General features: G+C 61.4%; 17 protein-coding genes and 1 riboswitch. Of the genes, 9 read left to right on the top strand and 8 right to left on the bottom strand.

Annotated features, from left to right (window positions below):
- Nucleotides 1-232: 232 nt before the first annotated feature.
- Nucleotides 233-1,771: a sugar transferase gene (locus BH95_RS23285; RefSeq protein WP_371828341.1), complete on the bottom strand. Its 1,539-nt coding sequence runs from the start codon at nucleotides 1,769-1,771 to the stop codon at nucleotides 233-235.
- Between the two features lie 588 nt (nucleotides 1,772-2,359).
- Complete coding sequence (locus tag BH95_RS23280) at nucleotides 2,360-3,679, bottom strand: UDP-glucose dehydrogenase family protein (RefSeq protein WP_037184413.1); 1,320 nt, start codon at nucleotides 3,677-3,679, stop codon at nucleotides 2,360-2,362.
- A gap of 359 nt (nucleotides 3,680-4,038) precedes the next feature.
- On the opposite strand from BH95_RS23280, the gene BH95_RS23275 reads away from it, so the two are divergent.
- Both BH95_RS23275 and BH95_RS23265 read left to right on the top strand, forming a co-directional pair.
- Nucleotides 4,039-4,290 (top strand): hypothetical protein, encoded by a 252-nt coding sequence (locus tag BH95_RS23275; protein WP_037184411.1) that lies wholly within the window; start codon nucleotides 4,039-4,041, stop codon nucleotides 4,288-4,290.
- Between the two features lie 1,053 nt (nucleotides 4,291-5,343).
- Entirely contained in the window at nucleotides 5,344-7,725 is a 2,382-nt protein-coding gene (locus BH95_RS23265; protein ID WP_037184405.1) for a DUF262 domain-containing protein, read from the top strand.
- Nucleotides 7,726-8,461: 736 nt separating this feature from the next.
- Here the strand turns inward: BH95_RS23265 and BH95_RS23255 are convergent.
- Together BH95_RS23255 and BH95_RS23250 are read right to left on the bottom strand one after the other, a co-directional pair.
- Entirely contained in the window at nucleotides 8,462-10,321 is a 1,860-nt protein-coding gene (locus BH95_RS23255; RefSeq protein WP_157773137.1) for a hypothetical protein, read from the bottom strand.
- A gap of 101 nt (nucleotides 10,322-10,422) precedes the next feature.
- Nucleotides 10,423-11,304 (bottom strand): hypothetical protein, encoded by an 882-nt coding sequence (locus tag BH95_RS23250; protein WP_157773135.1) that lies wholly within the window; start codon nucleotides 11,302-11,304, stop codon nucleotides 10,423-10,425.
- Nucleotides 11,305-11,579: 275 nt separating this feature from the next.
- Nucleotides 11,580-11,766: riboswitch (cobalamin riboswitch) on the top strand.
- 64 nt (nucleotides 11,767-11,830) lie between these two features.
- Here BH95_RS23250 and BH95_RS23245 point away from each other — a divergent pair.
- The 6 genes from BH95_RS23245 (at nucleotide 11,831) to BH95_RS23220 (ending at nucleotide 16,767) form a co-directional block, all read left to right on the top strand.
- Nucleotides 11,831-12,838, top strand: a complete 1,008-nt coding sequence (locus BH95_RS23245; RefSeq protein ID WP_037184391.1) for an ABC transporter substrate-binding protein — start codon at nucleotides 11,831-11,833, stop codon at nucleotides 12,836-12,838.
- Nucleotides 12,839-13,165: 327 nt separating this feature from the next.
- Complete coding sequence (locus BH95_RS23240) at nucleotides 13,166-13,378, top strand: hypothetical protein (RefSeq protein ID WP_020110622.1); 213 nt, start codon at nucleotides 13,166-13,168, stop codon at nucleotides 13,376-13,378.
- A gap of 34 nt (nucleotides 13,379-13,412) precedes the next feature.
- Nucleotides 13,413-13,958 carry a GNAT family N-acetyltransferase gene (locus tag BH95_RS23235; RefSeq protein ID WP_037184389.1) on the top strand — a complete coding sequence of 182 codons (546 nt, stop codon included), beginning with the start codon at nucleotides 13,413-13,415 and terminating at the stop codon, nucleotides 13,956-13,958.
- A 528-nt stretch (nucleotides 13,959-14,486) separates the two neighbouring features.
- Nucleotides 14,487-15,239 (top strand): SDR family oxidoreductase, encoded by a 753-nt coding sequence (locus tag BH95_RS23230; RefSeq protein WP_033188985.1) that lies wholly within the window; start codon nucleotides 14,487-14,489, stop codon nucleotides 15,237-15,239.
- A gap of 16 nt (nucleotides 15,240-15,255) precedes the next feature.
- Nucleotides 15,256-16,113 carry a helix-turn-helix transcriptional regulator gene (locus BH95_RS23225; protein ID WP_037184386.1) on the top strand — a complete coding sequence of 286 codons (858 nt, stop codon included), beginning with the start codon at nucleotides 15,256-15,258 and terminating at the stop codon, nucleotides 16,111-16,113.
- 18 nt (nucleotides 16,114-16,131) lie between these two features.
- Complete coding sequence (locus tag BH95_RS23220) at nucleotides 16,132-16,767, top strand: hypothetical protein (protein WP_037184383.1); 636 nt, start codon at nucleotides 16,132-16,134, stop codon at nucleotides 16,765-16,767.
- A 29-nt stretch (nucleotides 16,768-16,796) separates the two neighbouring features.
- Here BH95_RS23220 and BH95_RS23215 read toward each other — a convergent pair whose 3' ends face one another.
- The 4 genes from BH95_RS23215 to BH95_RS23200 all read right to left on the bottom strand — a co-directional run bounded on the left by BH95_RS23215 (nucleotide 16,797) and on the right by BH95_RS23200 (nucleotide 22,305).
- Nucleotides 16,797-17,951 (bottom strand): acyl-CoA dehydrogenase family protein, encoded by a 1,155-nt coding sequence (locus BH95_RS23215; protein ID WP_371828340.1) that lies wholly within the window; start codon nucleotides 17,949-17,951, stop codon nucleotides 16,797-16,799.
- A gap of 101 nt (nucleotides 17,952-18,052) precedes the next feature.
- A complete protein-coding gene (locus tag BH95_RS23210) occupies nucleotides 18,053-19,231 on the bottom strand; it encodes a CaiB/BaiF CoA transferase family protein (RefSeq protein ID WP_037184380.1) in 1,179 nt (392 codons plus the stop codon).
- Nucleotides 19,228-20,937: an acyl-CoA dehydrogenase family protein gene (locus BH95_RS23205; RefSeq protein WP_037184377.1), complete on the bottom strand. Its 1,710-nt coding sequence runs from the start codon at nucleotides 20,935-20,937 to the stop codon at nucleotides 19,228-19,230. The genes BH95_RS23210 and BH95_RS23205 overlap by 4 nt, the downstream gene beginning before the upstream one ends.
- 3 nt (nucleotides 20,938-20,940) lie before the next feature.
- The gene (locus BH95_RS23200) at nucleotides 20,941-22,305 is read right to left on the bottom strand and encodes an MFS transporter (RefSeq protein ID WP_052060137.1); all 1,365 of its coding nucleotides are present in this window, start codon (nucleotides 22,303-22,305) and stop codon (nucleotides 20,941-20,943) included.
- A 161-nt stretch (nucleotides 22,306-22,466) separates the two neighbouring features.
- Between BH95_RS23200 and BH95_RS23195 the strand changes: the two genes are divergently transcribed.
- Complete coding sequence (locus BH95_RS23195) at nucleotides 22,467-23,387, top strand: LysR family transcriptional regulator (RefSeq protein ID WP_020110614.1); 921 nt, start codon at nucleotides 22,467-22,469, stop codon at nucleotides 23,385-23,387.
- Nucleotides 23,388-23,400 lie beyond the last annotated feature (13 nt).

The following is a 23,400-nucleotide window of genomic DNA, read 5'->3' as shown; positions in this document are numbered from 1 at the left end:
ACGTGGAGAGACTGTCCTTCGGTATCGCGCTGGTTTAGAAGAACGTTCAGAAGCCGGCGTCGGAGCACAACGTCTCCGAGATTGTCGTCTTGACCGGTGGACCAATAGAATACATTCAGAATTAAAGTTCTTTTGTTCGATCTCAACCGTCAGTCCTCTTTCGGCATAATTCACTTTCAGGCCAAACATACAATCAACGAAGTGAACCGCAGATATCCTGCGTCGAGGTGAGCTAGTAGGCTCCAGAGCTCCCCGCAACTGCCTTCACCGTCTTGGCAATAATCAAAAGGTCACCGACCATCGACCAGTTCTCGACGTACGAAAGGTCGAGACGCACAGTCTCTTCCCAGGAAAGATCGGAACGCCCGCTCACCTGCCAGAGTCCAGTAATCCCAGGCTTTACCAGGAGGCGCCGGCGAACCTCGCCGTCGTAGGTTTCAACCTCGCGACGCAAGGGCGGACGAGGGCCGACGACGCTCATCTCTCGCCTCAGCACGTTCAGGAACTGCGGCAATTCGTCGATGCTGAAGCGGCGCATGAACTTTCCAACCTTGGTGACACGCGGATCGTCGCGCATCTTGAACAGCACGCCTCCCTCGCTCTCGTTCTGCGCGAGTAGAGCGTCGACCTGCTTGTCTGCGTTCTGGACCATGCTGCGGAACTTGATCATGTCGAACGGCTTGCCGTCGATGCCCATGCGTTCCGACTTGTAGAAGACCGGACCGCGGCTTGTGAGCTTCACAGCCAACGCTGCGATCAAGAGGATCGGCGCGATCACTAATAAGACAGCACTGGCGAAAATGAAGTCGAAGGCCGTCTTGCTGAAGCGCGTGGCACCGTTGTACTGCGGCTTCTCCACGTGGATCAGAGGGAAGCCAGCAACGGGTCGCATCACCAATCGCGGGCCGGCGACGTCGACTACGCCAGGCGCAACCACTAGGTCTACGTTTTTCTTCTCCAGATCCCATACCATCTTGCGGATGCCTTTGGTGCCCAGGTGTTCGGTAGCGGTCACGGCAACGGTGTCGGCGCCGGACTTCTCGATTGCGTCGACCACGCTGTACTCGTCACCCAAGATCGGAATCTCGAATCCGTCGACCGTGATGGCATCGCGCTCGGGCTCGTACCCGGGGAGGCACATTCCCACGACGCTGTAGCCGGCGGCGGGATTGCGCTCGAACTGCTTGGCCATCGAGACAGCCGCCTTGCGGCTGCCGACAATAAGCACGGCCGTCTGGTACTGACCTTTACTGCGTTTGGAGGCGACGGTCTTGCGCCACGCCCACCTGCTGAGCAGGAGACCGAGGAGCCCCACGGGGAGCGCGATCGCCAAGTACAGCCGAGCGATGTCGATCTTGAAGAGAAGCGACAGAATGGCGATGACGCCGAACAGTCGGAACGTCGCGGACACGATACGGCGGTATTCTTCCGCGCCGTTGCCGATGACCCTGGGCGAGCGGGTACGGAAGATCACGAGAAACGAGATCCAGATAGCTGCCAGCACGACGGACACTCCGGTGTAGCTCGCGAAGGCGCGTGCTCCCTCGGACTGCAGCTCGCCGAACCTGATCAACTGAGCTGCGGCGACCGCAGCGACGACAACGACGACGTCCGTGACACGAAGCCTGTCGACGTACTGATGCTCCCAGACACGGCGCGAGGTAAGTCGTCTCTCACGCTTCGGCGCCTTCTGCAGCGTGCCCCCGCCCGGAGTCCGCTGCACTGATCCGATAGTTGCCACCGACTCCCCCTCCTCACCCTGCTCCCGCAGCTCGAAGGCCGGCGGACTGTCGTCAATGAACCGTGGTTCGACACATCTGCACTGACGTGAGGGAACCGATCGCTACCTGCCCGCTGCTCGAGCATTCAAATTTTCGCACGCAATCGGAAAAGCGACTCTCCAAGTGGGTCACATCACAGAATGATTACGCCGACCCAACTGGTTTACCACACCCGCAATCCCGCCCGTGGGCAAGTTTGTGAGATTTCCCGACACGAGGTGCATCGACAAAAATTCAACTTTCGTTACAGCCAACTCAGCAAGGAGCCAAGTTTTGTGAGTCTCACTGCGACACAACGGAAGTCTGCGTAAGTTTCACAACTTTGCCTCGTTGAGCGAGCTTCATTTACATCGTCGAAACATGCAAGGGCGCCTGATTTTTACACAAACCGTCCAATTGCTTCGACAAACCTTCCATGCGTCGCGCGGTTGCGCACAAGCGGTCATTGTGCCGGTTTTGTGTGTCCCGCACAAACGTCGAATAGAAATTGTTAATTCACATGAATGACGCTGGTTTCAGGCAATCTTCAAAACCCGAGTTCAGCGTCTTGAACGGGCCGAAACAAGCATCAGGGACGGTTACGGACGTCCTAGCCCGCGGTAAGTCCATCCCGCACCTCGCCACTCGTCCGGGTCGAGGCAGTTCCGGCCGTCGATCAAGGTTTTCGACCGAACCACTCCGTCGAGGTCCGCCGGCTTCAGTGCCTTGAACTCTTTCCACTCGGTCAGAACAAGCACCACGTCAGCACCCTCGCACGCCTCGAGGGCAGACGAGCTGTACCCCAGCGTCGGGAACAACGCACGCGAGTTGTCCATGGCCTTCGGATCGAACACGTTGACTGCCGCACCCTGAAGCTGAATCTGGCCGGCGACGTTCAACGCCGGAGAGTCGCGCACGTCGTCGGAGTCGGGCTTGAACGCAGCACCGAGGACGCCGACGCGAGCCCCGAGGAGAGACCCGCAGGCTTCCCTGGCCAGTTCCACCATGCGAGTACGTCGGCGCATGTTGATGTTGTCCACCTCGCGCAGGAAAGTCAGCGCCTGATCGGCACCGAGCTCGCCTGCGCGAGCCATGAAAGCTCTGATGTCCTTGGGAAGGCAACCGCCGCCGAAACCGATGCCTGCATTCAGAAACTTGCGGCCGATCCGGTCGTCGTGGCCGATCGCGTCGGCGAGAACCTTCACGTCGGCGCCGGAGGCCTCGCACACCTCGGCGATGGCGTTGATGAACGAGATCTTGGTGGCCAGGAAGGCGTTGGCCGAGGCTTTGACCAGCTCGGCCGTCGCCAAGTCGGTGACCAGGAACGGAATCTTCTCGGCGAGCAATTGGGCATAGACCTCACGTGCCAGTCCTTCTGCACGACCTGGTCGGTCTCGGTCCACACCGAGGACCAGGCGATCGGGATGCAGCGTGTCTTTCACTGCATAGCCCTCGCGGAGGAACTCCGGGTTCCAGGCGACCTCTACGTCGTCACCCGCCGGGGACAGCTCGCGCGCAAGCGCTCCCAGGCGAGCCGCGGTGCCCACCGGCACGGTGGACTTGCCGAAGATGACGGCGGGCTTCGTCAACAGCGGCGCAAGCGTCGTCACGACAGCGTCGACGTAGATCATGTCCGCAGCGAACTCACCCTTCTTCTGGGGAGTGCCCACGCCGAGGAAGTGAACCTCGGCGAACTCGGCTGCCTCCACGTAGGAAGAAGTGAAGCGGAGCCGGCCGGCTGCGATGTTGCGTTGCAGGACCTCTTCCAACCCCGGCTCGTAGAAGGGAACCTCACCGGCCTCGAGCTTGGCCAACTTCGCCGGGTCGACATCGACACCCAGCACCTCGTGGCCCAGCTCAGCCATACAGGCTGCATGCGTGGCACCGAGATAACCCGTGCCGAAAACGGTGATACGCATCGTTCTGTCTTCCCCCGTAAGAGTGCCGAACCCGAGAGCCGGATGAATACGTCAGAAATATATGAAGGCTCGTCGACGTCGACGGCTTGACCTTGCCTGGCACATAGTAGTCGGACAGCCCGACAGAATGCGCGGCGTGTGCATCCGCCATCCAACGGCGCAGCGCAATAGTTTGTGTTCGAGATCGCCCGCAGGCCAACGAGACACAAACATCGAGTGAACCAAGCATTGGCCACTTTTTCAGCACTCATTCATGCAAATGACACGTTGGACCGATATGAATCATCACGATCACAACTGTGTACTTTCACCCCTCCGTCACAGACGATGAACACTCCCCAGCCGAAAGAGGTGACACCATGTCCGATGCCCCGCACACGCACATCGAAGACGACGTCCAGATCCTCGTTCGGCTGTGTGGCTACTCCCCCGAACACGCTCGCGCAGAACTGACGGCCTTCTCCTACCGCGAGCGAGCCGGGTTGATCCCTGTCGGTGAAGCGCTCGCGACCCTCGCCCGTACACCGGACGAAGGCAACGCCGTCGGTAATCGTCGGCGTTGGCGGGATGCCCTCCGGGGCTCTGCCGCCGCCAGCGAACTGGCAGCGTGATGAGGCATAGTGCCGACCTCGCCCAGCCTCGATAGTTCCAGCGGCCGCAGGCAAGCACGGCATCAGTCGTTTCTGATCAGTTCGCAGGTGTTCAAGTCGAAGGACGGCGTTCCGATCGGTTGTTTCGTCGACGACCGCTCGTGCGCGAGGTCATCTACCAGATGACGCCTTCACTCTCCTGCAGTGCGAAAGTTTACAAGTCCTTGTCGGTGCCGTCTGCAACACTCCCGTAGACCGACGCCCTGTCGGCGTTGCACTCGAACCTTCGGAGGACAGCATTCTCTACGGCCTATGGCGATCGTGCCAGCATTACTCGGAGCCCGGCTCCATTCCAGACGCGACGTCGGTATCCCAACAAGGGCTGATCACGGCCTCGTCCTCGTTACCAAGACACCGAAACGCTCAGCACTTCATGGCGCGTCACGACGAAGCGTCGGACTCGTGGGTTGCCGTTTCATTCGTAAGGGGCGAAGTTGCACGTCCCACCAGCCCCGAGCAATTGTCGAAATACGACGCGGTGCGCAATCAAAAGATCAAGTGGACCGGAACCAGCTACCAGGAACTGCGAGCGCACGACCACCCGCAGGCAACCATCGATCTCGACAGCGAGACCCCACAGTTATAGCAGTGTCGGGGAGACGGCACCCGGGTGGACGTCGCTCCGGAAACGTCGAGTGAGCCAAGGAGGGGCACCCGACCATAACGTCGAATCAGTCGCACATCCGGCGACGACCCAGCGCACTAACAGAACCACAGTCGTGTTGTATTTCGCCTCGATACTCTACATCGCATCGGTTGTCGCGAAATTCAAGTAATCGACAACTTTCGCTCGCTCTCGGAAGTAACGCAGAGACTTCGACGACCAGCCGTCCATACCGTCGCCTCCGAGTGAAGGAACCGTAACCCATCCTCGGACTGACCTATGTGTGTCGACCACCCGCGCACCTCGAGGAACTAGCGCCACATGAACTTGGGATAGCGTGCAAGTACTCAAATCTTTGCCGAACGAAGGGGTCGATACACGTGGATGGCAGGGTTACCAGTGTCCCCAGAGTGCTCGCGGGTGGAACCCGGAGTCTCGTCATCCCTGTTTACCAGCGAAACTACGACTGGCGAATCAAGCATTGCGCCAAGTTGTTCGACGACATCGAGGACATCGTTCGCACGAGCCGAGAAGGCCATTTCTTCGGAGCCGTGGTCGGCCACAACGAGGATTCCTTTACTTACGTAGTGATCGATGGCCAGCAGCGGCTGACGACAACCAGTTTGTTGATACTTGCCCTGGTCCGATCCATGAAGTCCGGCGCGATCGCAACCGAGAAGCCCAAGTTGGCAGACCGCATTCAGTCAGAATACCTGCTGATGCGCGACGAGAACGACGAGATCAAGTTCAAGCTCAAACCCGTCAAGAACGACAACGCGGCATACATCCGGTTGTTGAACGGCGACGATCCCATCGAATCCTCCGCCGTGACGACCAACTACAACTATTTTCTGGAACGGCTCGCACGAACGCATCTCACTGCAGAGCAGGTCTGGGGAGCGATCGAGCGTCTGGAAGTCATGCTTCTCGAGGTCAAGCTGCCGCAGGATGACCCGCAGCGAATTTTCGAGAGCATCAACTCCACGGGGCTCGAACTCAGTGAAGCAGACAAGATCCGCAACATCGTGTTGATGGGCCTCAAGACCCACGAGCAGACAGATCTGTACGAAAACTACTGGAACCGAATCGAAAAGTCGGTGGAGTACCGCACCGACTGGTTCATCCGGTTGTATCTGGTGTCCAAGACCGGCAGGACCCCTCGTGTCGACGGCGTATACGAAGCGTTCCGGGCATTCCAAGCGTCCTCACCGTCAAACATTCGTGCGATGCTGACCGAGATGCGTGCTTACGCCGACCACTGTCACAAGCTCAACACCGCCAGCACCGGAATCACACGGGCAGACAAACGCTTGCGTCGGTTCAACTTGGTGAAGCACGACGTGGCTCTGCCGCTTCTGATGCCGCTCGTCGGAGAACTCGAAGCAGGAACTGTCAGCGACGATGACTTCACCGAAACAATCGGTGTCATCGACACCTACATCTTCCGCCGGTTCGTGAGTAGTGTTCCGACCAACGGGTTGAACAAGGTATTTGCCTCCAGCTACACCGAGACCCGTCGACTCCGCACAGGTACAACTGCGACATTCGCCGAAGTTCTTGCCTATCTTTTGACCCGTCGCGGCGGCTCAGGGCGCTTCCCCGAAGACGATGAGTTCGCCGAAGCGTTCGCCACGCGGGACTTCTACAAGACTCAGGCCGAGAACCGGACTTACACGTTCGAATGCCTGGAGAACAACACCTCGAACGACTCGCGCGACATTGCCAAAGCGCTCGACGATCTCGACATCAGCATCGAACACATCATGCCCCGGACTCTTACCGCAGCATGGAAGCAGCACCTAGGGTCGGAGTACGAGAACATTCACGCGACGTGGGTGAACCGGATAGGCAATCTGACAGTCACTGGATACAACTCCACCTACTCCAACGATCCGTTCGAGAGCAAGAAGGTCCGAGAAAACGGTTTCGCGGATTCACCGTACCGGCTCAACAAACTCGTCAAGTCATCGGAGAAGTGGACCGAAGACGAAATGCACTCGCGCACAGTAGAATTACAAGAGATTGCGCTGAAATACTGGCCGTACCCGACATCGACGTTCGCGCCTGTGGTGGCGCCTCTACCGGCCCTCCCGATGGGTGACGACGAATCCTTCACCAACCGTGTCATTTCCGCCTTCGAGTTTCAGGGCGAGCGAAAGACTGTTGCAAGCTGGAAAGACACGGTGGTCGAAGTGGTTCGCCGTTTGGTAAATAGTCACCGCGACGAAGTCTTCGCCTACGCCGCCACGGACGCCTACGGAATCGAGACCACCAATGGCTCCTCGCACGATCTCGGTAAAGGCGAGGTGCAGGTGGTGCCGGGCCTGAAAGTGTTCCTTAGCACGTCGACCTACCAGAAGTTGTTGTTCCTCCGAAAACTGTTCAAGCATCTGGACATCGACACCGACGAACTCGTCATTGTGCTGCGTAACAGTGAAGCTGGCCCCACAATCGAGGACGATGACGCTGCGACCAAGCCCTACGCCGAACTCACCAAGTTCATTCCTGCGGCTGCCGAGCTCTCCACGACATCGGCCACTCCCGAGGACACGGCCCCCTTGTACGAGGAATTCCGCGCGGCGCTCGCAGACTTCGCTGTCGACCACAATGCCGTTCTTCCGGGGAAAGGCTTGCCCGATGTGAGAACCAGCGCATTCATCGATGCCGCGGGTCCGGACGATATTTTGGGCGCACTGAGCTTGGTCCGGCAGATCGAGCAATTGGCGCCCGGGCATTTCCACGAGCTACTACAAGAAGGGGTCATCGGTCGTTGGCTCGCAGTTCTGGTGTAGAACCGACGAGGCGCCCTATCTTGGCCGCATCCGGAATGTCAGACCCGCGGCACCGCGCAGCGACATCTTCGCGACCGGAAAATGGCGGCGCTGAAGGAACGTAAGGGACGCGATCGTGTCGAGATCAGTTGACGTTCAACCGCTGCGCTCGCGCGGTCTCAACCCTGCGCGTCAGGGCAAAGCATTTTAAGAGTGTTCACATTCACGGGCGGAAGCTCCGCCATGTCCTCGGACGCATGGGCGTCAACGCAGGTCAGGAGCCCACCGAACAATCGCATTGCAGGGTTGGTCATTTCGTTCCCCGGCGGTTCAGTAGGGGCCCGATCAGTTTGGCTATCCAGCTGTGCGCACGTCCATTGTGTGTAACGGGCTGCCCCGCCTTTCGGTACGCGTTCGAATACCTCTTGGACGCTTGGTCGTACACCGTCGGGGCTATCCGCGAACATCTGCAGCGCCTGGGCGCTCCTGTCGTCAGAACTGTCGAAGGTGCCCTCCGCTGCATCAGCGATGTGAACCTCGTCCATGAATGACAGGTACGCATCTCGGAACTCCCCTACCGTGGGTTCCGCGCCGGTATAGGACACGCATCCACCCGCATCGGCCTCGGGTCCAACTATAGTGGTCCGAGCGGCTGAGGGCGGACCAGAGGCCACCGATTCCTCGGAGCCAGCACAGCCGACAAACGCCATCGCACCGAGAGTCGTAGCCGACACCACAATCCAAGTTCCTCTGAGCCTCAGCATGACCAGAACCGCTTCGGCCAATGCGAACTGGAGTAGTCGCTGAGCATCGCTCCGAAACCGAGAGGTCCGCTGTACCGCTTGACGAAGTATTGAGCTTGCGATGGCGTCAAATCCTTCGTGTTCTTCTTGAACTTGCACTGCGCCATTTTGTTCAAGAATTCGGTCTGCTGTTTAGCACCGAGCGGCGCCCACCACTGGCCGTACATGTTCGCAATACTCGCAGCTATGCCGAGAGGAGCGCTGACAGTGACTCCGACTACACCGGCCCAAACGTCTATCGCTCCGCCCATCGACCGGCCGTCGTCGTTCTCCTGCACCCCGCGAACCACCTCGTACAAGCCCAGGCCCGTACCGGCGACACCGGCGGCTTTCCCTACCCCGGAGCTTGGGGTTTTGGTTAGGTAAGCGAGGAAGTCGTGTGCGACTCCGCCGAGTCCGATTCCTGTTCCCAACCTGCTGATTACGTCCTCCAGGAAGTTCTCGCTCTTGGGCTTGCCAGACGAAACTGGCCTGGGGCGTGGTGGAATGGACGGAATCGAGGGAACCGGGGGCGTTTCCGGTCCCACAACACCACCCGCGGCGTTCTCCGAATTGTTGACCTCCGCCGACGACAGCAATCCGAGATCGGATCCCGGGATGGCTGCGGCGTACGAGCACTTGTTACCGAGACCGACGCACGAGGGCAGCGCCACGGTCTGCCCGGGTGCAGCAGGAGTGACGATTTGGCTGCCGAAATTGTCTTGGAACATCACTGAGACCGGAATGTTGCTTGTATTGGTATAAAGCACCCCATTCGGCGTGGGATGAAAGTGTTCTCCATAACCAGTGTTCAAATGCCACAGCGATTCCGCACCACGGTTCACGAAAGTGCCTGCCGTGGGCACGTAATCCCCCCAGTCCAACATCTGTTGGCCGACAGTGCCCGTTCCGGTGGTGTAGCTGCACACCACGAGACCGTCCGGACAAGGGGGCAACAACAACGTCTGCCCCGGCGCGACGGTGTGCGGCGTAAATCGGCTTTCCTGCTGGTGAACTACGTACGCTGGGCGGGTTCCGGTGTTGACATAGAGGACGCCATTGCTTGCCTCGGTGAATCCGCCGCCAAAGCCGCTGCTCCACGAATAGGACTCGACAGCATCAGGAATACCTGCGCCGTATTCTCCGTAGTTCCCGAGAGTTACACCCGTCTCGAGGCCCGAGCCATCCATTCGCACAGAGGAATACTCACATCTGTCCACCACCCGGTTACATACAGGAAGGACCGCACGCTCACCGGGCTTCAGGATATGCGTGACCACTTCCTGACCATTCTGGATGTACGTCACCATCATGTCGCCCGACGTGTTGTTGGTGTACGAATAGCCTCCGGATGTAGGGACGAACCCGGCATCTGCAGCAGTGGGCACGACCCGAGCCACCGCCCGTTCGGCAGGCCGCACCGCGACTTCTTCTGCGGTGCGCACGTCGATGCCGTCCGGTCGTGCTGGCAGGCCCGGCGGTTCCGACGACACCTCGTCGTGTTCCTTGGAGCTCGCAGGCGACGCCGACCCAGGCACTGTTTCCTCGACGGCCGGTTCGGCCACAGTCGTCGAAGGCACATCGGTTCCTGCCTCCGAGGATGGTGCGGGAGGTACCACCGTGGGCACCGACGAAGTCGAGGGCGTTTCCGTCACCGTCGGCTCCGCCTCCGCGACCTCGGAACCCTCGCCATTCGCTAGGCCGCTGGGCTCAGCAGCGGAAGTCGGCTCGACCGTACCTGTCTCGTCGGGACTTGCCGAGGCATGGATCGGCGTGATCAGTGCAGCGGAAAGAACACAACAGGCAATGAAAGCGGCCCAGCCGGAATGTCGCATTTGGAACTCCTCTGTAAATCGCCGACATCGCAGTTTTGCATGGCCGAACACGAACGCACAGTCCTGTTTTCGACTGACAGGAAATCTGGGGGGTGAACCCGTCAGCTGCACTGCGCAAAAAGTTTAGGTGCGGGGAATTGCGAGAGCCCCGCCGTTTGCCCCCACGCCGTCGAAAATGCATTGCAGTAGTTTTGGGCCGCTGCTTGTGCGTCACCGGTGAGTCCGGCAAGCCCTGCGCATGACGTCGACACCGCGGCACTGAGCCCGCCGATAATCAGGTCAGACACCTGCCGCACCCCGGGGAGGTCCGGCACAGTCTTCGACGAATCCACCAGGCCCTGTGCAAGGGCACCACATTCTCGGTAGTCCGTGAAGATGTTTCCCTCCCACCACGCGGGGATCGCCCCGATTACCGAGGGTGCGCCGCCCGTCACACTAGTTGGGTTGCCGTCGATCGTCACCCCTACAGCGTTCTTGCGGTCGTCGGTAGAAATCAACGGCTTACGCGCTGAAATGTCACGGCTCCCACAGATTCCGGATATTGCGTAATCGCCGTTGACGTACGGACCGAACCTGGCCACACCATTGCCGAACGGGTCGAGCTCAATGAACGTTGTGTAGACATTGCTTCCCATCGACACGAAACATCCGTTGCCCGCCGGTCCATAGGTGTTAACGGCATCCCCCCTGCCGGAAACGCGCACGTCGATGAAACCGCCCGGCGCAGTCGAAATAGTTACTTGCCCCATGTCGACGCCCTGCGGCACCCCGAAGGCTGGGGCAACCGTGTCAGCAGATGCACTCGGTGCGGATAATGCTCCGCCTCCGACAATAACTCCTGCTCCAACCACCACTGCTCCGAATTTGCGTATGAACCCATTGCTTCGCATCAGCCATTCCTTCGTGTCCGGTTTCGGAGAAGCTAACACTGCATCGGTACGATTTACCCGGTCGGCCGGGCAATTACAGCGATCGAATGACACGGCCTGCAACCTACGAATATCGTTGCTGGGGTGACGGTTGCGTAGGTATCAAGACCAGGATCTTCATGGGTGTCGTATCCAAGCGAGTTCGGGAGCTGTTGCAGCCGTCATGTATCGGGCTCGACGAAGACGGACGAGCCACTAAGGTGCTCTCTGCGAGGACCAGGAACGATCGGACTCCTATACAGAGTCACGGCTGTCTCCGATCGAAAGATTCACAACATTCGACGGAGTGGTTTCGAATCCACCGTGCCAGAATGCTTTCTCGGGGGTAGTGGTAAATTTCCTCCGCCAGCAGACTGCTTGGGGACAGGTGGTCAGGGAATCCGGTGGGAATCCGGAACTGACGCGCAGCGGTGAGAAGGACCGGCGGGGCAACACGCCACTGAGCACGAACGCTCGGGAAGGCGCCTCGTCGGGATGAATTCGAGTCCGAAGACCGGCCGGCAGCGCTTCGCCGAAGGCGGAGTGTTCACACCGAGACGGACTCCGCGACCCGAGTCCCCGACGAAGCGAGCGTTCCTGTATGCGCATGGCCACACCCAGATTCACCACCACCGTTCTCGCCGTCCTGATCGCGGGTTCGGCAGTTGCCTGTTCCTCTGACAGCGGCGACGCATCCGCGGAGAACGGCGCCGCCGCGTCTGTGACCAACTGCGATCGAACGGTCACCATCGACGAACCCATCGAGCGAGCGGTTGCCGTCAATCAGCCCGCCGCCGAGCTACTGCTCGCGCTCGGCCTCCAGGACCGGATGGTCGGGTACGCAATCAGCGACGACGGTGTGCTTCCCGAGCTCCAAGACGCGCTTGCGCAAGTCGAACCCCTCGATGCCGAGTTCCCGTCGTTCGAAACCGTCCTCGATCGAGACCCGGACTTCGTCTACGCCACCTTCGACTACACCTTCACCTCCGAGGGCATCGCGAGCCGCGACCGGTTCGACGAGATGGGTGTTGCAACCTACCAATCTCCCAGCGAGTGCAGCGGGCAGGAAGCAGAACAGACACGACCGCTGACGCTCGACGACCTCTACGCGGAGATCCGTGAGGTCTCGGCTCTGTTCGGGGTCGAGGAACGCGGCGAAGAACTGGTCACGAGCTTGCGTGATCGGGCTGCCGAGGCGACCACGGATCTCGGTGCCGAGGACGTCAGCCTCGCCTGGTGGTACGCCGCCACCCGCACTCCATACCTCGCGGGCTGCTGCGGTGCGCCCGGACTCATGACATCGGCGGTGGGCGCCACCAACGCCTTCGCCGACAGCAACCAGTACTGGCCCGAGATCAACTGGGAGGCCGTCTACGACCGCGATCCCGACGCCCTCGTCCTTGCCGACCTCGACCGCGGTGGCGACGGAGACAGCGCGGCCGCCAAGATCGCGTTCCTCGAATCCGACCCCGTGGCAAGCCAGCTCACCGCCGTGAAGAACAAGCGCTACATCATTCTCGACGGCACCACCATGGATCCGTCCATCCGCAACGTCGGTGGCACCGAGCAACTTGCGGACGGGCTCCGCCGGTTCGGGTTGGCCGGATGACCTCACAGGAGATCCTGGCGAGCTGGGACGCGCAGCAAGCTGGCTGCACTCGTCGAAGCAGGACTGCAGCAGGACCAGAAGATCGGGAGGAAGCGGTTGTTCAGGTCAAGAGGACGTAGCAAGAAACTTGCCACATCTCGGGTACATGTAAAAATTTCGGCCAAATCTTTGCATGTCATAACCCGGCCGGGCTCGACGTGCAGTTGCGTCGCCTCACGCTGACCGGGCCTGGCATTGATTCGCTCTACCACCTGGTGAATGCGCGCGACCGCCTCACGGAACTTGCGCTCGGCTTCTGCCGGCTACGAGTCCACTACGATGCGAGACATGTCCGATCACAGTGACGCCGCCACCAAAGTCGAGGCCCTGTCCGCTGAGCTACGGCAGTTGGACGAGCGGCGTATCACGATCGGTGCCGAGTTGGTGGACCTGCAGTTCGGGCTCGACGCCGAAGCGAAGATCGCCGCAACCTCAGTGCTGAACGACGAGTACTTCGGTCGGCTGTTCGCGCTCGCCGACGAGTTGAAGAAGGACCACTAGCACCGACTCACACACAAGACGAGAGGATCCACCCGTGGCGACGATCAGGCCCGGAACCGCAGCCGACGCAGGCGAAATCGGTGAGATCTTCAGCGAAGCATTCGAGGATGATCCGGTGTGGGCGACGCATCTTCCCGATTCATCGTCCCGCCGCCGCGCACTCGCCGAGTTCTACGCAAGCGAGGTCGAGAGCGAACCCGAGCACGTCGATGTCGCAGTCGACGAGGATGGACAGCTGCTCGGCGCACTGATCTGGGAACCTCCCGGCTCCCGCGAAGGATCCGGCAGCTTCAGTCCCACCGAAGCCGGACAGGCACATGATCGAGCGATCGACGATCAGCGGCCTGACGAACCGCACTGGTACATCCACGACATCGCTACCTCAGCACGAGCCAGAGGCACCGGAGTCGGCACCAAATTGATTCAGCACCGATTGGACCACGTCGGCTCCGCGCCGGCCTTCCTCGAATCGACGACTCCCGCGAGCCGAAGGCTGTACGAACGCTTCGGGTTCGAAGCCCGCGTCACCGACGACATGGTCCCCGGCTCGTCGGCGATGACCCGACGCCCGTCGAACTGAGCCACACCTGGTTGTATACCGTTCCTCAGCCGAAAGACGTCAGGTGACTGCACCCTCTGGCTATGAGCAGACTGACGCTCGTTTACTCGCTCGGAGACCGTGCTGGAGCCCGATACGCAGCCGGTAACAATCCGCCGGTTCAGGTGCGAAACAAAAGCTTTCAGACTTTTATGCCCGCACCGGTCGCGGGTGCGTGCTGGCTCTGATACCAATGGAGCCGGTACCGGCGGATCACCGATCTCGCTACCTACACCGACCCCAACTCTCGAGGAGCTCAACAGTGTTTTCGTCCAGTGAAATCACCCCTTCCCTTCTGCTTCTGCTCGCTCAGCTGTTCTCGGGAAGCTCCGACACCGCGCCTACCGGCGAAATCTGAGCGACCGAACACCTGGCACCGGCAGTCATCGGCAACGGTGACCGCCGGTGTTCTCGTTTCTCCCGAGCCACCGAACGCCTCGAGACCCGGATCGCCGGTCCGGGGATAAGCAGGGTGTGGTTCGTTAGCCCGAACGGGCGCACAGTCGAAGCATGAACTCAGACGGAAACAACACGATCTTCATCCCCGGCGCTACCTCGGGCATCGGCCTGGGTCTGGCCCTTCGACTCCAAGCCGAGGGCAACACCGTCATCGTCGGTGGACGTCGCACAGCGCTGTTGCGCGAGATCGCAGCCGCCCATCCGGGAATCGACACCATCGAAATCGACACGTCGAGCACGGAGTCCATCTCCGCCGCTGCAGCCGCCCTCACCCAGCGGCACCCGGCATTGAACACCCTGGTCACGATGGCAGGAATCATGGAGCCCGAGAACCTCCTCGACCCTGCATCGATCGACGTCGCCGAACGTACGGTCACCGTCAACCTCCTCGGCACCATCCGTCTCGTCCACGCGTTCCTGCCGCACCTGCAGGCCCAGCCGCGTGCCACGATCATGACGGTCAGTTCCGGGCTCGCGTTCGTTCCCCTCCCCGTGACGCCCACCTACAGCGCGACCAAAGCAGCCGTTCACTCGTTCACCGAATCGCTACGCGTGCAGCTCACCGACACCGCTGTCCGTGTCGTCGAGTTGGCACCTCCGGCCGTCCAGACAACGCTCATGGGCCAGGAAGACAGCCCGTCGGCCATGCCGTTCGACGAGTACCTCGACGAGGTCATGTCCCTGCTCGCCGCGCAGCCCGAGGCCAAGGAGATACTGGTCGAGCGCGTAAAGTGGCTACGCAACGCCACCGCCGAAGGCCGATACGACGAGGTACTCCACGCCCTCAGCGGCCGCAGCCACTGACACAGATTGCCAGGCCATGCCCCAATTTCAGCAGCAGCAACTCGGAGAGTTCCTCCGCAACCGGCGTGACCGCCTGCGGCCCGCCGAAGTCGGCCTGACCGCCGGTCCGCGTCGTCGAACACCGGGATTGCGCCGCGACGAGGTGGCGATGCTCGCGACCATGTCCACCGACTACTACGAACGCATCGAGCAAGGCCGGGGACCGCAACCATCCCCGGCCATGCTCGGCGCCATCGCCCGTGCACTGCGCCTGACCCTCGCCGAACGCGACCACCTCTACGTCCTCGCCGGACACCACCCACCCGAACCCGCCGTCGCCCTGGGGTTCGCCGACCCCGGGCTGATGACCGTCCTCGACGCCCTCGCTCCCCGCGTGCCGGCATTGATCACCGACGACATGCACAACATCGTCGGACAGAACCCACTCAACATCGCACTGCTCGGCAAACTCGTCGGCGAAAGCGGTTTTCACGCCAACTTCATCTGGCACTGGTTTCTGGACCCGGACTACCGCGCGCTGTACGCGCCCAACGACCGAGACCACCTGAGCCGCAACTACGTCGCCGACCTCCGCGTCGCAGTGACACGGCGGCCCGACGACACCCGTGCAACCAGCCTGATCGACGAGTTACACCGCGAGAGCGACGAATTCACGCGGATCTGGGAACTCGGCGACGTCGACACAGTAGCGAAAACGCGAAAGCGGTTGCAGCACCCACGCGTCGGACTGCTCGACTGCGAATGCGACGTCGTCATCAGCCCGCCGTCCGGGCAACGCCTCGTCCTCTTCCGCGGAGCGCCCGGCACCGATACCCACGAAAAGCTCGAACTGCTCGGAGCAATCGGTATGCAGGAGATCGGCTCCGAACACTAGAGCCGATACGCTGACTCGATGGTGCGAAGGACATCGCTCGACAGTTGGGTCTATCGGCGGCTGACGGCCGAGCCGACCCTGGCCAAGCCGCCTGGTCCGATACTGCTGACCTTCGTGACGGTTGCCGCCGCGGTGTGGGTCTGTGTCAAGCGAAACTTCTGGCCGTCGCCGTTCGGCGCGCACACCTGGCTCGACCCGCTACTCGCCCACCTGGTTGTCCTCGCAGTCCTGACCGTCACCGGGCTGATCTGGGCCATCCGAACCCTGTATGTGCTGGGCCGCGACCGCCGGTGGTCCTGGTGGATAGTGCCTGCGCCCATCGTCGTCCTCGGCGCTTTCGCGTTCGTGGTGTGGGGACCTTCCACCACGTTCCTCGACAAGCGCGTCGAGTTCGAAGCCATCGCCATCGACCTTCGGGAGAACCCCGGCACGTACCGCGACGAGTTCGAGATCGGGCCCTTCGACATCGATCGTGCGAACAGCTACACGCCAGGCGAGGTCTACTTCGTCGACAACTCGACCATCTTCTTCAGCTTCACGAGCGGCTGGGTGTACTCACCGGACCATCCACCGACCGGATCCGCCAGCGAGGACAGCTCCTTCACTCACCTCGACGGCCCGTGGTACGAATACGAATCGGTGTACAGGCTCTGATCGTCGTCGCGTCTCGTGCGCCGGCGCGGTTACCGGAACGCCGCTTCTCCCGTCATCGCCCTGCCGATGGTGAGTTGATGCATCTCGGTAGTCCCCTCGTACGTCAGCACGGATTCGAGGTTGTTGGCGTGCCTCATCACCGGATATTCCAGGGTTATGCCGTTCGCTCCGAGGATGGTCCGACACGTCCGTGCCACGTCGATTGCTTCGCGGACGTTGTTGAGCTTGCCCGCACTGACCTGCTCGGGAGTGAGACCGCCACTGTCCTTGAGCCGACCCAACTGGTACGCCAAGAGATGACCTTTGCCGACCTCCAGCGTCATATCTGCGATCTTGGCCTGCGTCAGCTGATAACCGGCGAGGGGCTTGTCGAACACTTCACGGGACATCGAGTACTCGACGGCCGTCTCCAGGCAGTCACGCGCTGCGCCGATCGAGCCGAACACGATCCCGAAGCGGGCTTCGTTGAGACAACTCAGCGGGCCGCGCAAGCCCTGAGCGGTCGGGAGCATCGCCGACGCCGGCAGCCGCACACCGTCCAGAACGAGTTCGGAGGTAACCGACGCACGGAGCGAAACCTTCTTCTTGATCTCCGGCGCGGAGAAGCCCGGGGTGTCGGTCGGCACGACGAATCCCCGAATACCCTCGTCTGTTTGGGCCCAGACCACGGCGACGTCAGCGATCGAGCCGTTGGTTATCCACATCTTCGTACCGTTGAGAATCCAGTCGTCGCCGTCTCTCTTCGCATTGGTTCTCATACCGGCGGGGTTGGATCCGAAGTCCGGCTCGGTGAGCCCGAAACAACCGATGGCCTCCCCGCGCGCCATGGGCGGCAGCCACGTCTGCTTCTGCTCCTCGCTGCCCCACCGGTGAAGTGCGAACATCGCCAGTGAACCCTGCACCGACACCAGGCTACGGATACCGGAGTCGACGGCTTCCAACTCCAGGCATGCCAGACCGTAAGCTGTGGCACTCATCCCGGCACAGTCGTATCCCTCGAGGTGCATTCCCAGAACGCCCAGGGACCCCAGCTCCTTGGCAAGGTCCCGCGCAGGCAGGGTGCCCTCCTCGAACCACTGGGCGACGTGCGGCCGGATTCGATCCGACGCGAACTTCCGCACTGTAGAACGAATTTCGATCTCTTCGGGTTCGAGAAGCGAATCGAGACCGAACAATTTTTCCATCGAGACAAGAGCGGACAAGATTCCTCCGTATGTTGTGCGTTCGTTCGGCAAGAGAGTTCGCGAGTCTTCGCGTCGGCGACGTCCGTAATAGGTGACAGTCGTCAGAGGTGACGGTCCTCCGAGAATCGGGCCAAGACCTCGTCGGTGTCGGCGCCGAGTTCGGGAGGGGCGCTTGCCATCGTGGGCCGAACTCCCCCGAAACTGATCGGCGACGCTACCTGCTCGAGCGGGCCGATCGACGGGTGCTGCACGGTCTCCACCATCCCCAATGCTGCGGTATGCGGGTGTTCGTAGATCTCGTCGAGATGCAGGATCGGCGACACGGGAACCGCATGAGCGTTGAGCTGCGAACACCAGTACTCGACCGACGCCGTGACGAACACCGACGACAACTCCTTCTCGAGAGCGTCGCGATTGTCGACACGGTCGCGGTTGTGCAGAAACCGCGGATCCGCCCCCAGATCGTCGCGTCCGATGGCACGGCACAGCTGTCCCCATTGAGTGTCGTTGCCGACTGCGACGACGAAATGCCCGTCCGACGCAGGAAATGCCTGATAGGGAACAAGGTTGAGATGTGCCGACCCCATGGCGACCGGCCGCTCCCGGGTGGCGAAGTAGCTCGTCGCCCAGTTCACGTGCAGCGCCAATTGGCACTCGTAGAGCGAGGTCGTGACGTACTGGCCTATACCCGTCCGCGAACGTTCGTGCAGAGCAGCGAGAATACCGATCGTGCCGAACAGGCCGGCGCCCAGATCACCCATCGCAAAGCCGGCTTTGACCGGCGCGCCACCCGGCTCGCCGGTGAGAGACATCAGCCCACCCGCTGCCTGGGCGAGAATGTCGTAGCCCGGTTCGTCACGCAGTGGTCCTTCGTCGCCGAAGGCCGAGATGTGCAACACGATGAGGTGGGGGTGCCGCTCGGACAGTGCTCGGTAATCGAAGATCTTCTGTAAACCACTGCCGGGCTTGAAGTTTTCGACCACGATGTCGGATTCAGCAAGCATGCGGTGAATCACCGCCTGCCCCTCGTCCGACTTCAGGTCGACCGTCACCGACTTCTTCCCACGGTTGATCGCGAGGTAATAGGCGGCGTCATCGCCGACGAACGGTGGTCCCCACGCGCGAGTCGGGTCGCCGCCGTCGGGATGCTCGATCTTGGTCACCTCTGCACCCAGATCACCCAGGGACATGGTGGCGTACGGTCCGGCGAGGATCTTCGACAGATCGAGCACCTTGATACCGGCCAGCGGTGCCGGCCCCTGACGGGTGGCGTTGTTCATCGCAGCGCACCCACCGTCGAAGCCGCCAAAGAGCTGACGCGCAGTGCGGATTCACGATCGACGGGGGTTCCGTCCACGACAGCCTCGAGATGGCGCAGCGCCTCGGCCGAGACGTCGTCCGAACGGTCGAGGTATGCGTTGGCCACCAACAGTCCGCGGTAGTCACCCGTGGTGGTGATGGAATGGTCTGCCAGGTCGAACAACAAGGTCTGCATGATCGTCTGCGCGAGCGCGTTCGCGTACCGCGCACACCCGGCCTCGGCTGAGTCGTTCGAACCAGCCAACAGACGGTCGCCTCTCTCGACAAGTTGTTCCCACGCGTCGACGAGAACCGCCCGGCCGTCTGCGCACTCGGATCCGAGGTCGGTCAGCATCGACGTCATGGCGGCGGCAATGTGCCGGTGCGCGTCGAACTTCCGCAAACACCGCAACACATCCAGTGCGATGACGTTGCTCGAACCCTCCCAGATGGAACCGAGGTGCGAATCGCGCACCAAACGCGCATACGCCCACTCCTCGATGTATCCGTTTCCGCCCCGCACCTCCATCGCCTCTCCTGTGACCACGCGCGCCTTCTTGCAGATGAAATGCTTTGCCAGCGGCGTCAGTACGCGAATCAGCTGCTTCGCAGCGGGGTCGCCGGCGTCAGCTGCCTGCAAGCACTGCGCGCTGTAGCCGACCATCGCCAGGGATGCCTCCGATTCCAAGCAGAGCTCGAGCAGGGTGGCACGCATCAGCGAATGCTCGAACAGGGGTTTACCGAACACGATTCGTTGACGTGTGTGGTCGACGGCGTCACGGACAGACCTGCGCATCAGAGCACTGGCGCGCATCGCATTCGACAGTCTCGACGTGTTGACCATCTCTGCCATCTGCAGAAACCCCCGGTCCAACTGCCCCACCTGGAGCGCGAACGCTCCGGTAAGAGTGACCTCGCCACTCGGCATCGACCTGGTGCCCATCTTGTCCTTGAGGCGGTCGATCGTATAGCTGTTGCGTGTGCCGTCGGCGAGTGTCTTCGGCACCATGAACATGCCCACCCCCCTGGTGGAACCGTCCTCGCCGCCGGGGAACCTGGCGAGCGTCACGATCACATCGGCGTCGGGGTTGGACGCGAACCACTTCTTGCCCGTGAGGCGCCATTCACCGTTGCGCGACTCGGCCACGGTCTCGGTCATCGCAATGTCGGTTCCCGCTTGCGGTTCGGTCATGAACATCGCGCCGGTCATCGAGGTGGCCGGATCGGTGGAAGTGAGACCGTCGATCCACCGATCGAAGACATCAGGATCTCCGAACAACTTCAGAACACGCGCTGCTGCGTCAGTCATCGACACTGGGCAGGCAAGGCCGAACTCTGCTTGGACGAACACATAGGACGCCAGGTACTTCACCAGGTGCGGAGGGGCCGCATCCCAGCCGTGCAATCCTCGGTGCGAGAGAGCCGAGAGGCCGTATCGACTGTACGCAGCGTCGCACAGTTCGAGATACGCAGGGTGATAGTCGATGTCGTCGACGCGGATGCCGTCGCGGTCGAACTGGCGGAGCACCGGCGGGTTCTTGTCCGCGACGGCGGCGAGAGCATCGAGTCTCCCCGCCGCGTCCTCTCCCAGGGTGTCGAGCAGGGCGTCGAGCTTCACTCGATCGTCCCCGTCGGTCCAGCGACGGACAACGGCGTGGAGCGCAGGGTCACGGCGTGCGTAGTTCATTGGTCAGGCCTTTCCGGTGGTGCTGAGTGCCGGTGGTGTCGACGAGTCGTCTGCCGCGATCAGTGCGAGCCGCTTGCCCCGGCGCAGAAGCGCCGACATGCAGACAACCGACAACAGCACGTAGAACAGCCCAAGACCGACGACCACCCAGATCGAACCTGTTGTGGTGAGTAAAAACTGAGAGAGCAGGGGGGCTGTACCGGCGAAGATCGCCGTCGAGAACTGATACGAGAGAGAAATCCCGGTGTAGCGAACATTGGTCGGGAAGACCTGGGCCAGGATTCCCGCGAGTGCTGCGTAGTACATGGCGTGCGGGGCGGTAGCAAGAATCATTCCGACCATCGCCCAGCCCACCGACCCTGTCTGGATCAGGACGAACATCAACGGAAGCAAGATCAGCTCGGGAAGCAGCATCCATTTGATGGCCCTGGACGGGTCGATCTTGGTTGCAAGGATGGCGCCGAAAGGCTGGATGAGCACCTGCGCAACCAACGCAAGGGTGATGACGAGGAGGAAATCGCTCCGATCGAACCCGAGATCCGTCGTCGCCCACGACAACGCGAAGGTGGTTTTGACGTACGTGATGGCGACGCCCGCGACCACTGCACCGACGCCCAGAACCAGCTCGATCGGGTGCGAACGCAGCACCTGGACGAGCGGCAAACGAGTCCGCTCCTGCTTCGCGACCGCCTTCTGCATCTCGGGGGTCTCCGAGATGTGCAGACGGATGTAGAGGGCGATGACGACCAGCAGCGCCGATGCGACGAAAGGTATACGCCAACCCCATGATTCGAAGACGCTGTCCGACATCGCGGTCAAGGCGAGGAAGGCGACAGTCGCCATCAGGTTCCCGACGGGCGAACCCTGCTGAGCGAACGCGCCGTAAAGGACCTTCTTCTTGGGAGGAGCGAACTCGGTGGCGATGAGGACGGCACCGCCCCACTCACCACCCATAGCGATTCCTTGCACCACACGGAGCGTGACCAGCGCGATGGGCGCCCAGATGCCGATCGTCTCGTAAGTGGGCAGCAACCCCACTCCGACCGTGCCCACGCCCATCATCGCCAGTGTGATGACCACGGCGTTCTTACGGCCGAACTTGTCACCGAAGTGCCCGAAGATGATGCCGCCGAGCGGACGCGCCAGGAATCCGACAGCGAATGTCGCGAAGGCAGCGAGAGTCCCGACCGCGGGCGACGCATCCGGGAAGAACAACTTGCCCAGCACGAGCGCCGAAGCGGTCCCGTAGATGTAGAAGTCGAACCATTCGATCGTCGTGCCCGCGAATGCCGTGATACCTGCCTTGCGCGCCTTCTTCGAGTCGTGAATGGGCGCCTCTGCGCCGTCACCGTGTTGAGAATGTGTCACCTGATGTCCTGACTCTGTGATCCGTGTCGAGCATGGGCCAATGAGTGCGATGCAGATCACTATTCCCGCTTTTTCTTGTAGAGTCCAAGATGTAATTGCGGCTTATTAGGTGGTAGTGAAGCTCAATTGGTCGCGGACTGCTCTGCCACGAGAGGGCGAACATGGAGTTGCGACATCTGGAGGCATTCCTGGCCGTCGCTGAGGAGCTTCACTTCGGCCGCGCGGCCGAGAAGCTGCACGTCGCCCAATCACCGCTGAGCCAGACCGTGCGCGCGCTCGAACGCGAATTGGGAACCGACTTGTTCACCCGCACCACGCGCTCGGTGCAGCTCACCGAAGCAGGCACAGCTTTACTGGAACCGGTGCGAGTGATCAAAGCCCAGCTCGGGGTCATCCACACTGTGGCCCGTTCCGCGAAGACCGGGGAAATCGGATCCGTCCGGATCGGCTTCGGTGGAGCGAGCGGCTATCAGGCACTGTCGCGTCTGGCGCGGTCGATCGCCGACGCTCATCCGGGCATCGAGCTGGCACTCCGGCCCCAGTTGTACTCAGGGGAAGTAGTCGATGCCCTCGACGACGGAACGCTCGACATGGGGATCGTCGGCCTGCCCGCGCCGCCGCATCTGAAGACCGTGACCGTCAGCGACGAAGTGCTGATCCTCGCCGTTCCTGCGGGCCATCGCCTGGCCGGTGCATCCGAAGTCGATCCGCGCGACCTCGCGCACGAGCGCTTCGTGTTCTACCCGGCCGAACACGGGTCGGTGGTGCGCGACGCGACGATCACGATGTGCGCCGACGCGGACTTCGCGCCCTCCGTTGCGCACGAGGCACCCGACCCGTACAGCCTGCTCGCCATGGTGGGTGCGGGAGTCGGCGTTGCTGTGGTCGTCGCATCCACCCAACTCCTCACCATGGACGGCGTGCAGTATCTTCCGCTGACAGGACCCGCACGGACTCTCCGCATCGCCATGGCATGGGACCCTGCCAATCCCTCGCCCGCGCTCGCTGTCGCAATCGACATCCTCAGAAAATCGCTCAGCAACAAAGGGATCTCGGCCTCACTGTCACCGCCTCTGCCCTAACCATAGGGAACGA

This window comes from Rhodococcoides fascians A44A (genome assembly GCF_000760735.1).
In the GTDB taxonomy this organism is placed as follows: domain Bacteria; phylum Actinomycetota; class Actinomycetes; order Mycobacteriales; family Mycobacteriaceae; genus Rhodococcoides; species Rhodococcoides fascians_E.
This window is presented reverse-complemented; position numbering and strand designations above follow the sequence as displayed.

Coding starts and splice junctions, on each gene's coding strand:
- BH95_RS23280 (WP_037184413.1), bottom strand. CDS start 3,679: ATGCGTATCACCGTTTTCGGCACGGGTTATCTCGGTGCCACGCATGCA.
- BH95_RS23275 (WP_037184411.1), top strand. CDS start 4,039: ATGTCCGATGCCCCGCACACGCACATCGAAGACGACGTCCAGATCCTC.
- BH95_RS23255 (WP_157773137.1), bottom strand. CDS start 10,321: ATGCGACATTCCGGCTGGGCCGCTTTCATTGCCTGTTGTGTTCTTTCC.
- BH95_RS23245 (WP_037184391.1), top strand. CDS start 11,831: ATGCGCATGGCCACACCCAGATTCACCACCACCGTTCTCGCCGTCCTG.
- BH95_RS23240 (WP_020110622.1), top strand. CDS start 13,166: ATGTCCGATCACAGTGACGCCGCCACCAAAGTCGAGGCCCTGTCCGCT.
- BH95_RS23230 (WP_033188985.1), top strand. CDS start 14,487: ATGAACTCAGACGGAAACAACACGATCTTCATCCCCGGCGCTACCTCG.
- BH95_RS23225 (WP_037184386.1), top strand. CDS start 15,256: ATGCCCCAATTTCAGCAGCAGCAACTCGGAGAGTTCCTCCGCAACCGG.
- BH95_RS23220 (WP_037184383.1), top strand. CDS start 16,132: ATGGTGCGAAGGACATCGCTCGACAGTTGGGTCTATCGGCGGCTGACG.
- BH95_RS23215 (WP_371828340.1), bottom strand. CDS start 17,951: ATGGAAAAATTGTTCGGTCTCGATTCGCTTCTCGAACCCGAAGAGATC.
- BH95_RS23210 (WP_037184380.1), bottom strand. CDS start 19,231: ATGAACAACGCCACCCGTCAGGGGCCGGCACCGCTGGCCGGTATCAAG.
- BH95_RS23205 (WP_037184377.1), bottom strand. CDS start 20,937: ATGAACTACGCACGCCGTGACCCTGCGCTCCACGCCGTTGTCCGTCGC.
- BH95_RS23195 (WP_020110614.1), top strand. CDS start 22,467: ATGGAGTTGCGACATCTGGAGGCATTCCTGGCCGTCGCTGAGGAGCTT.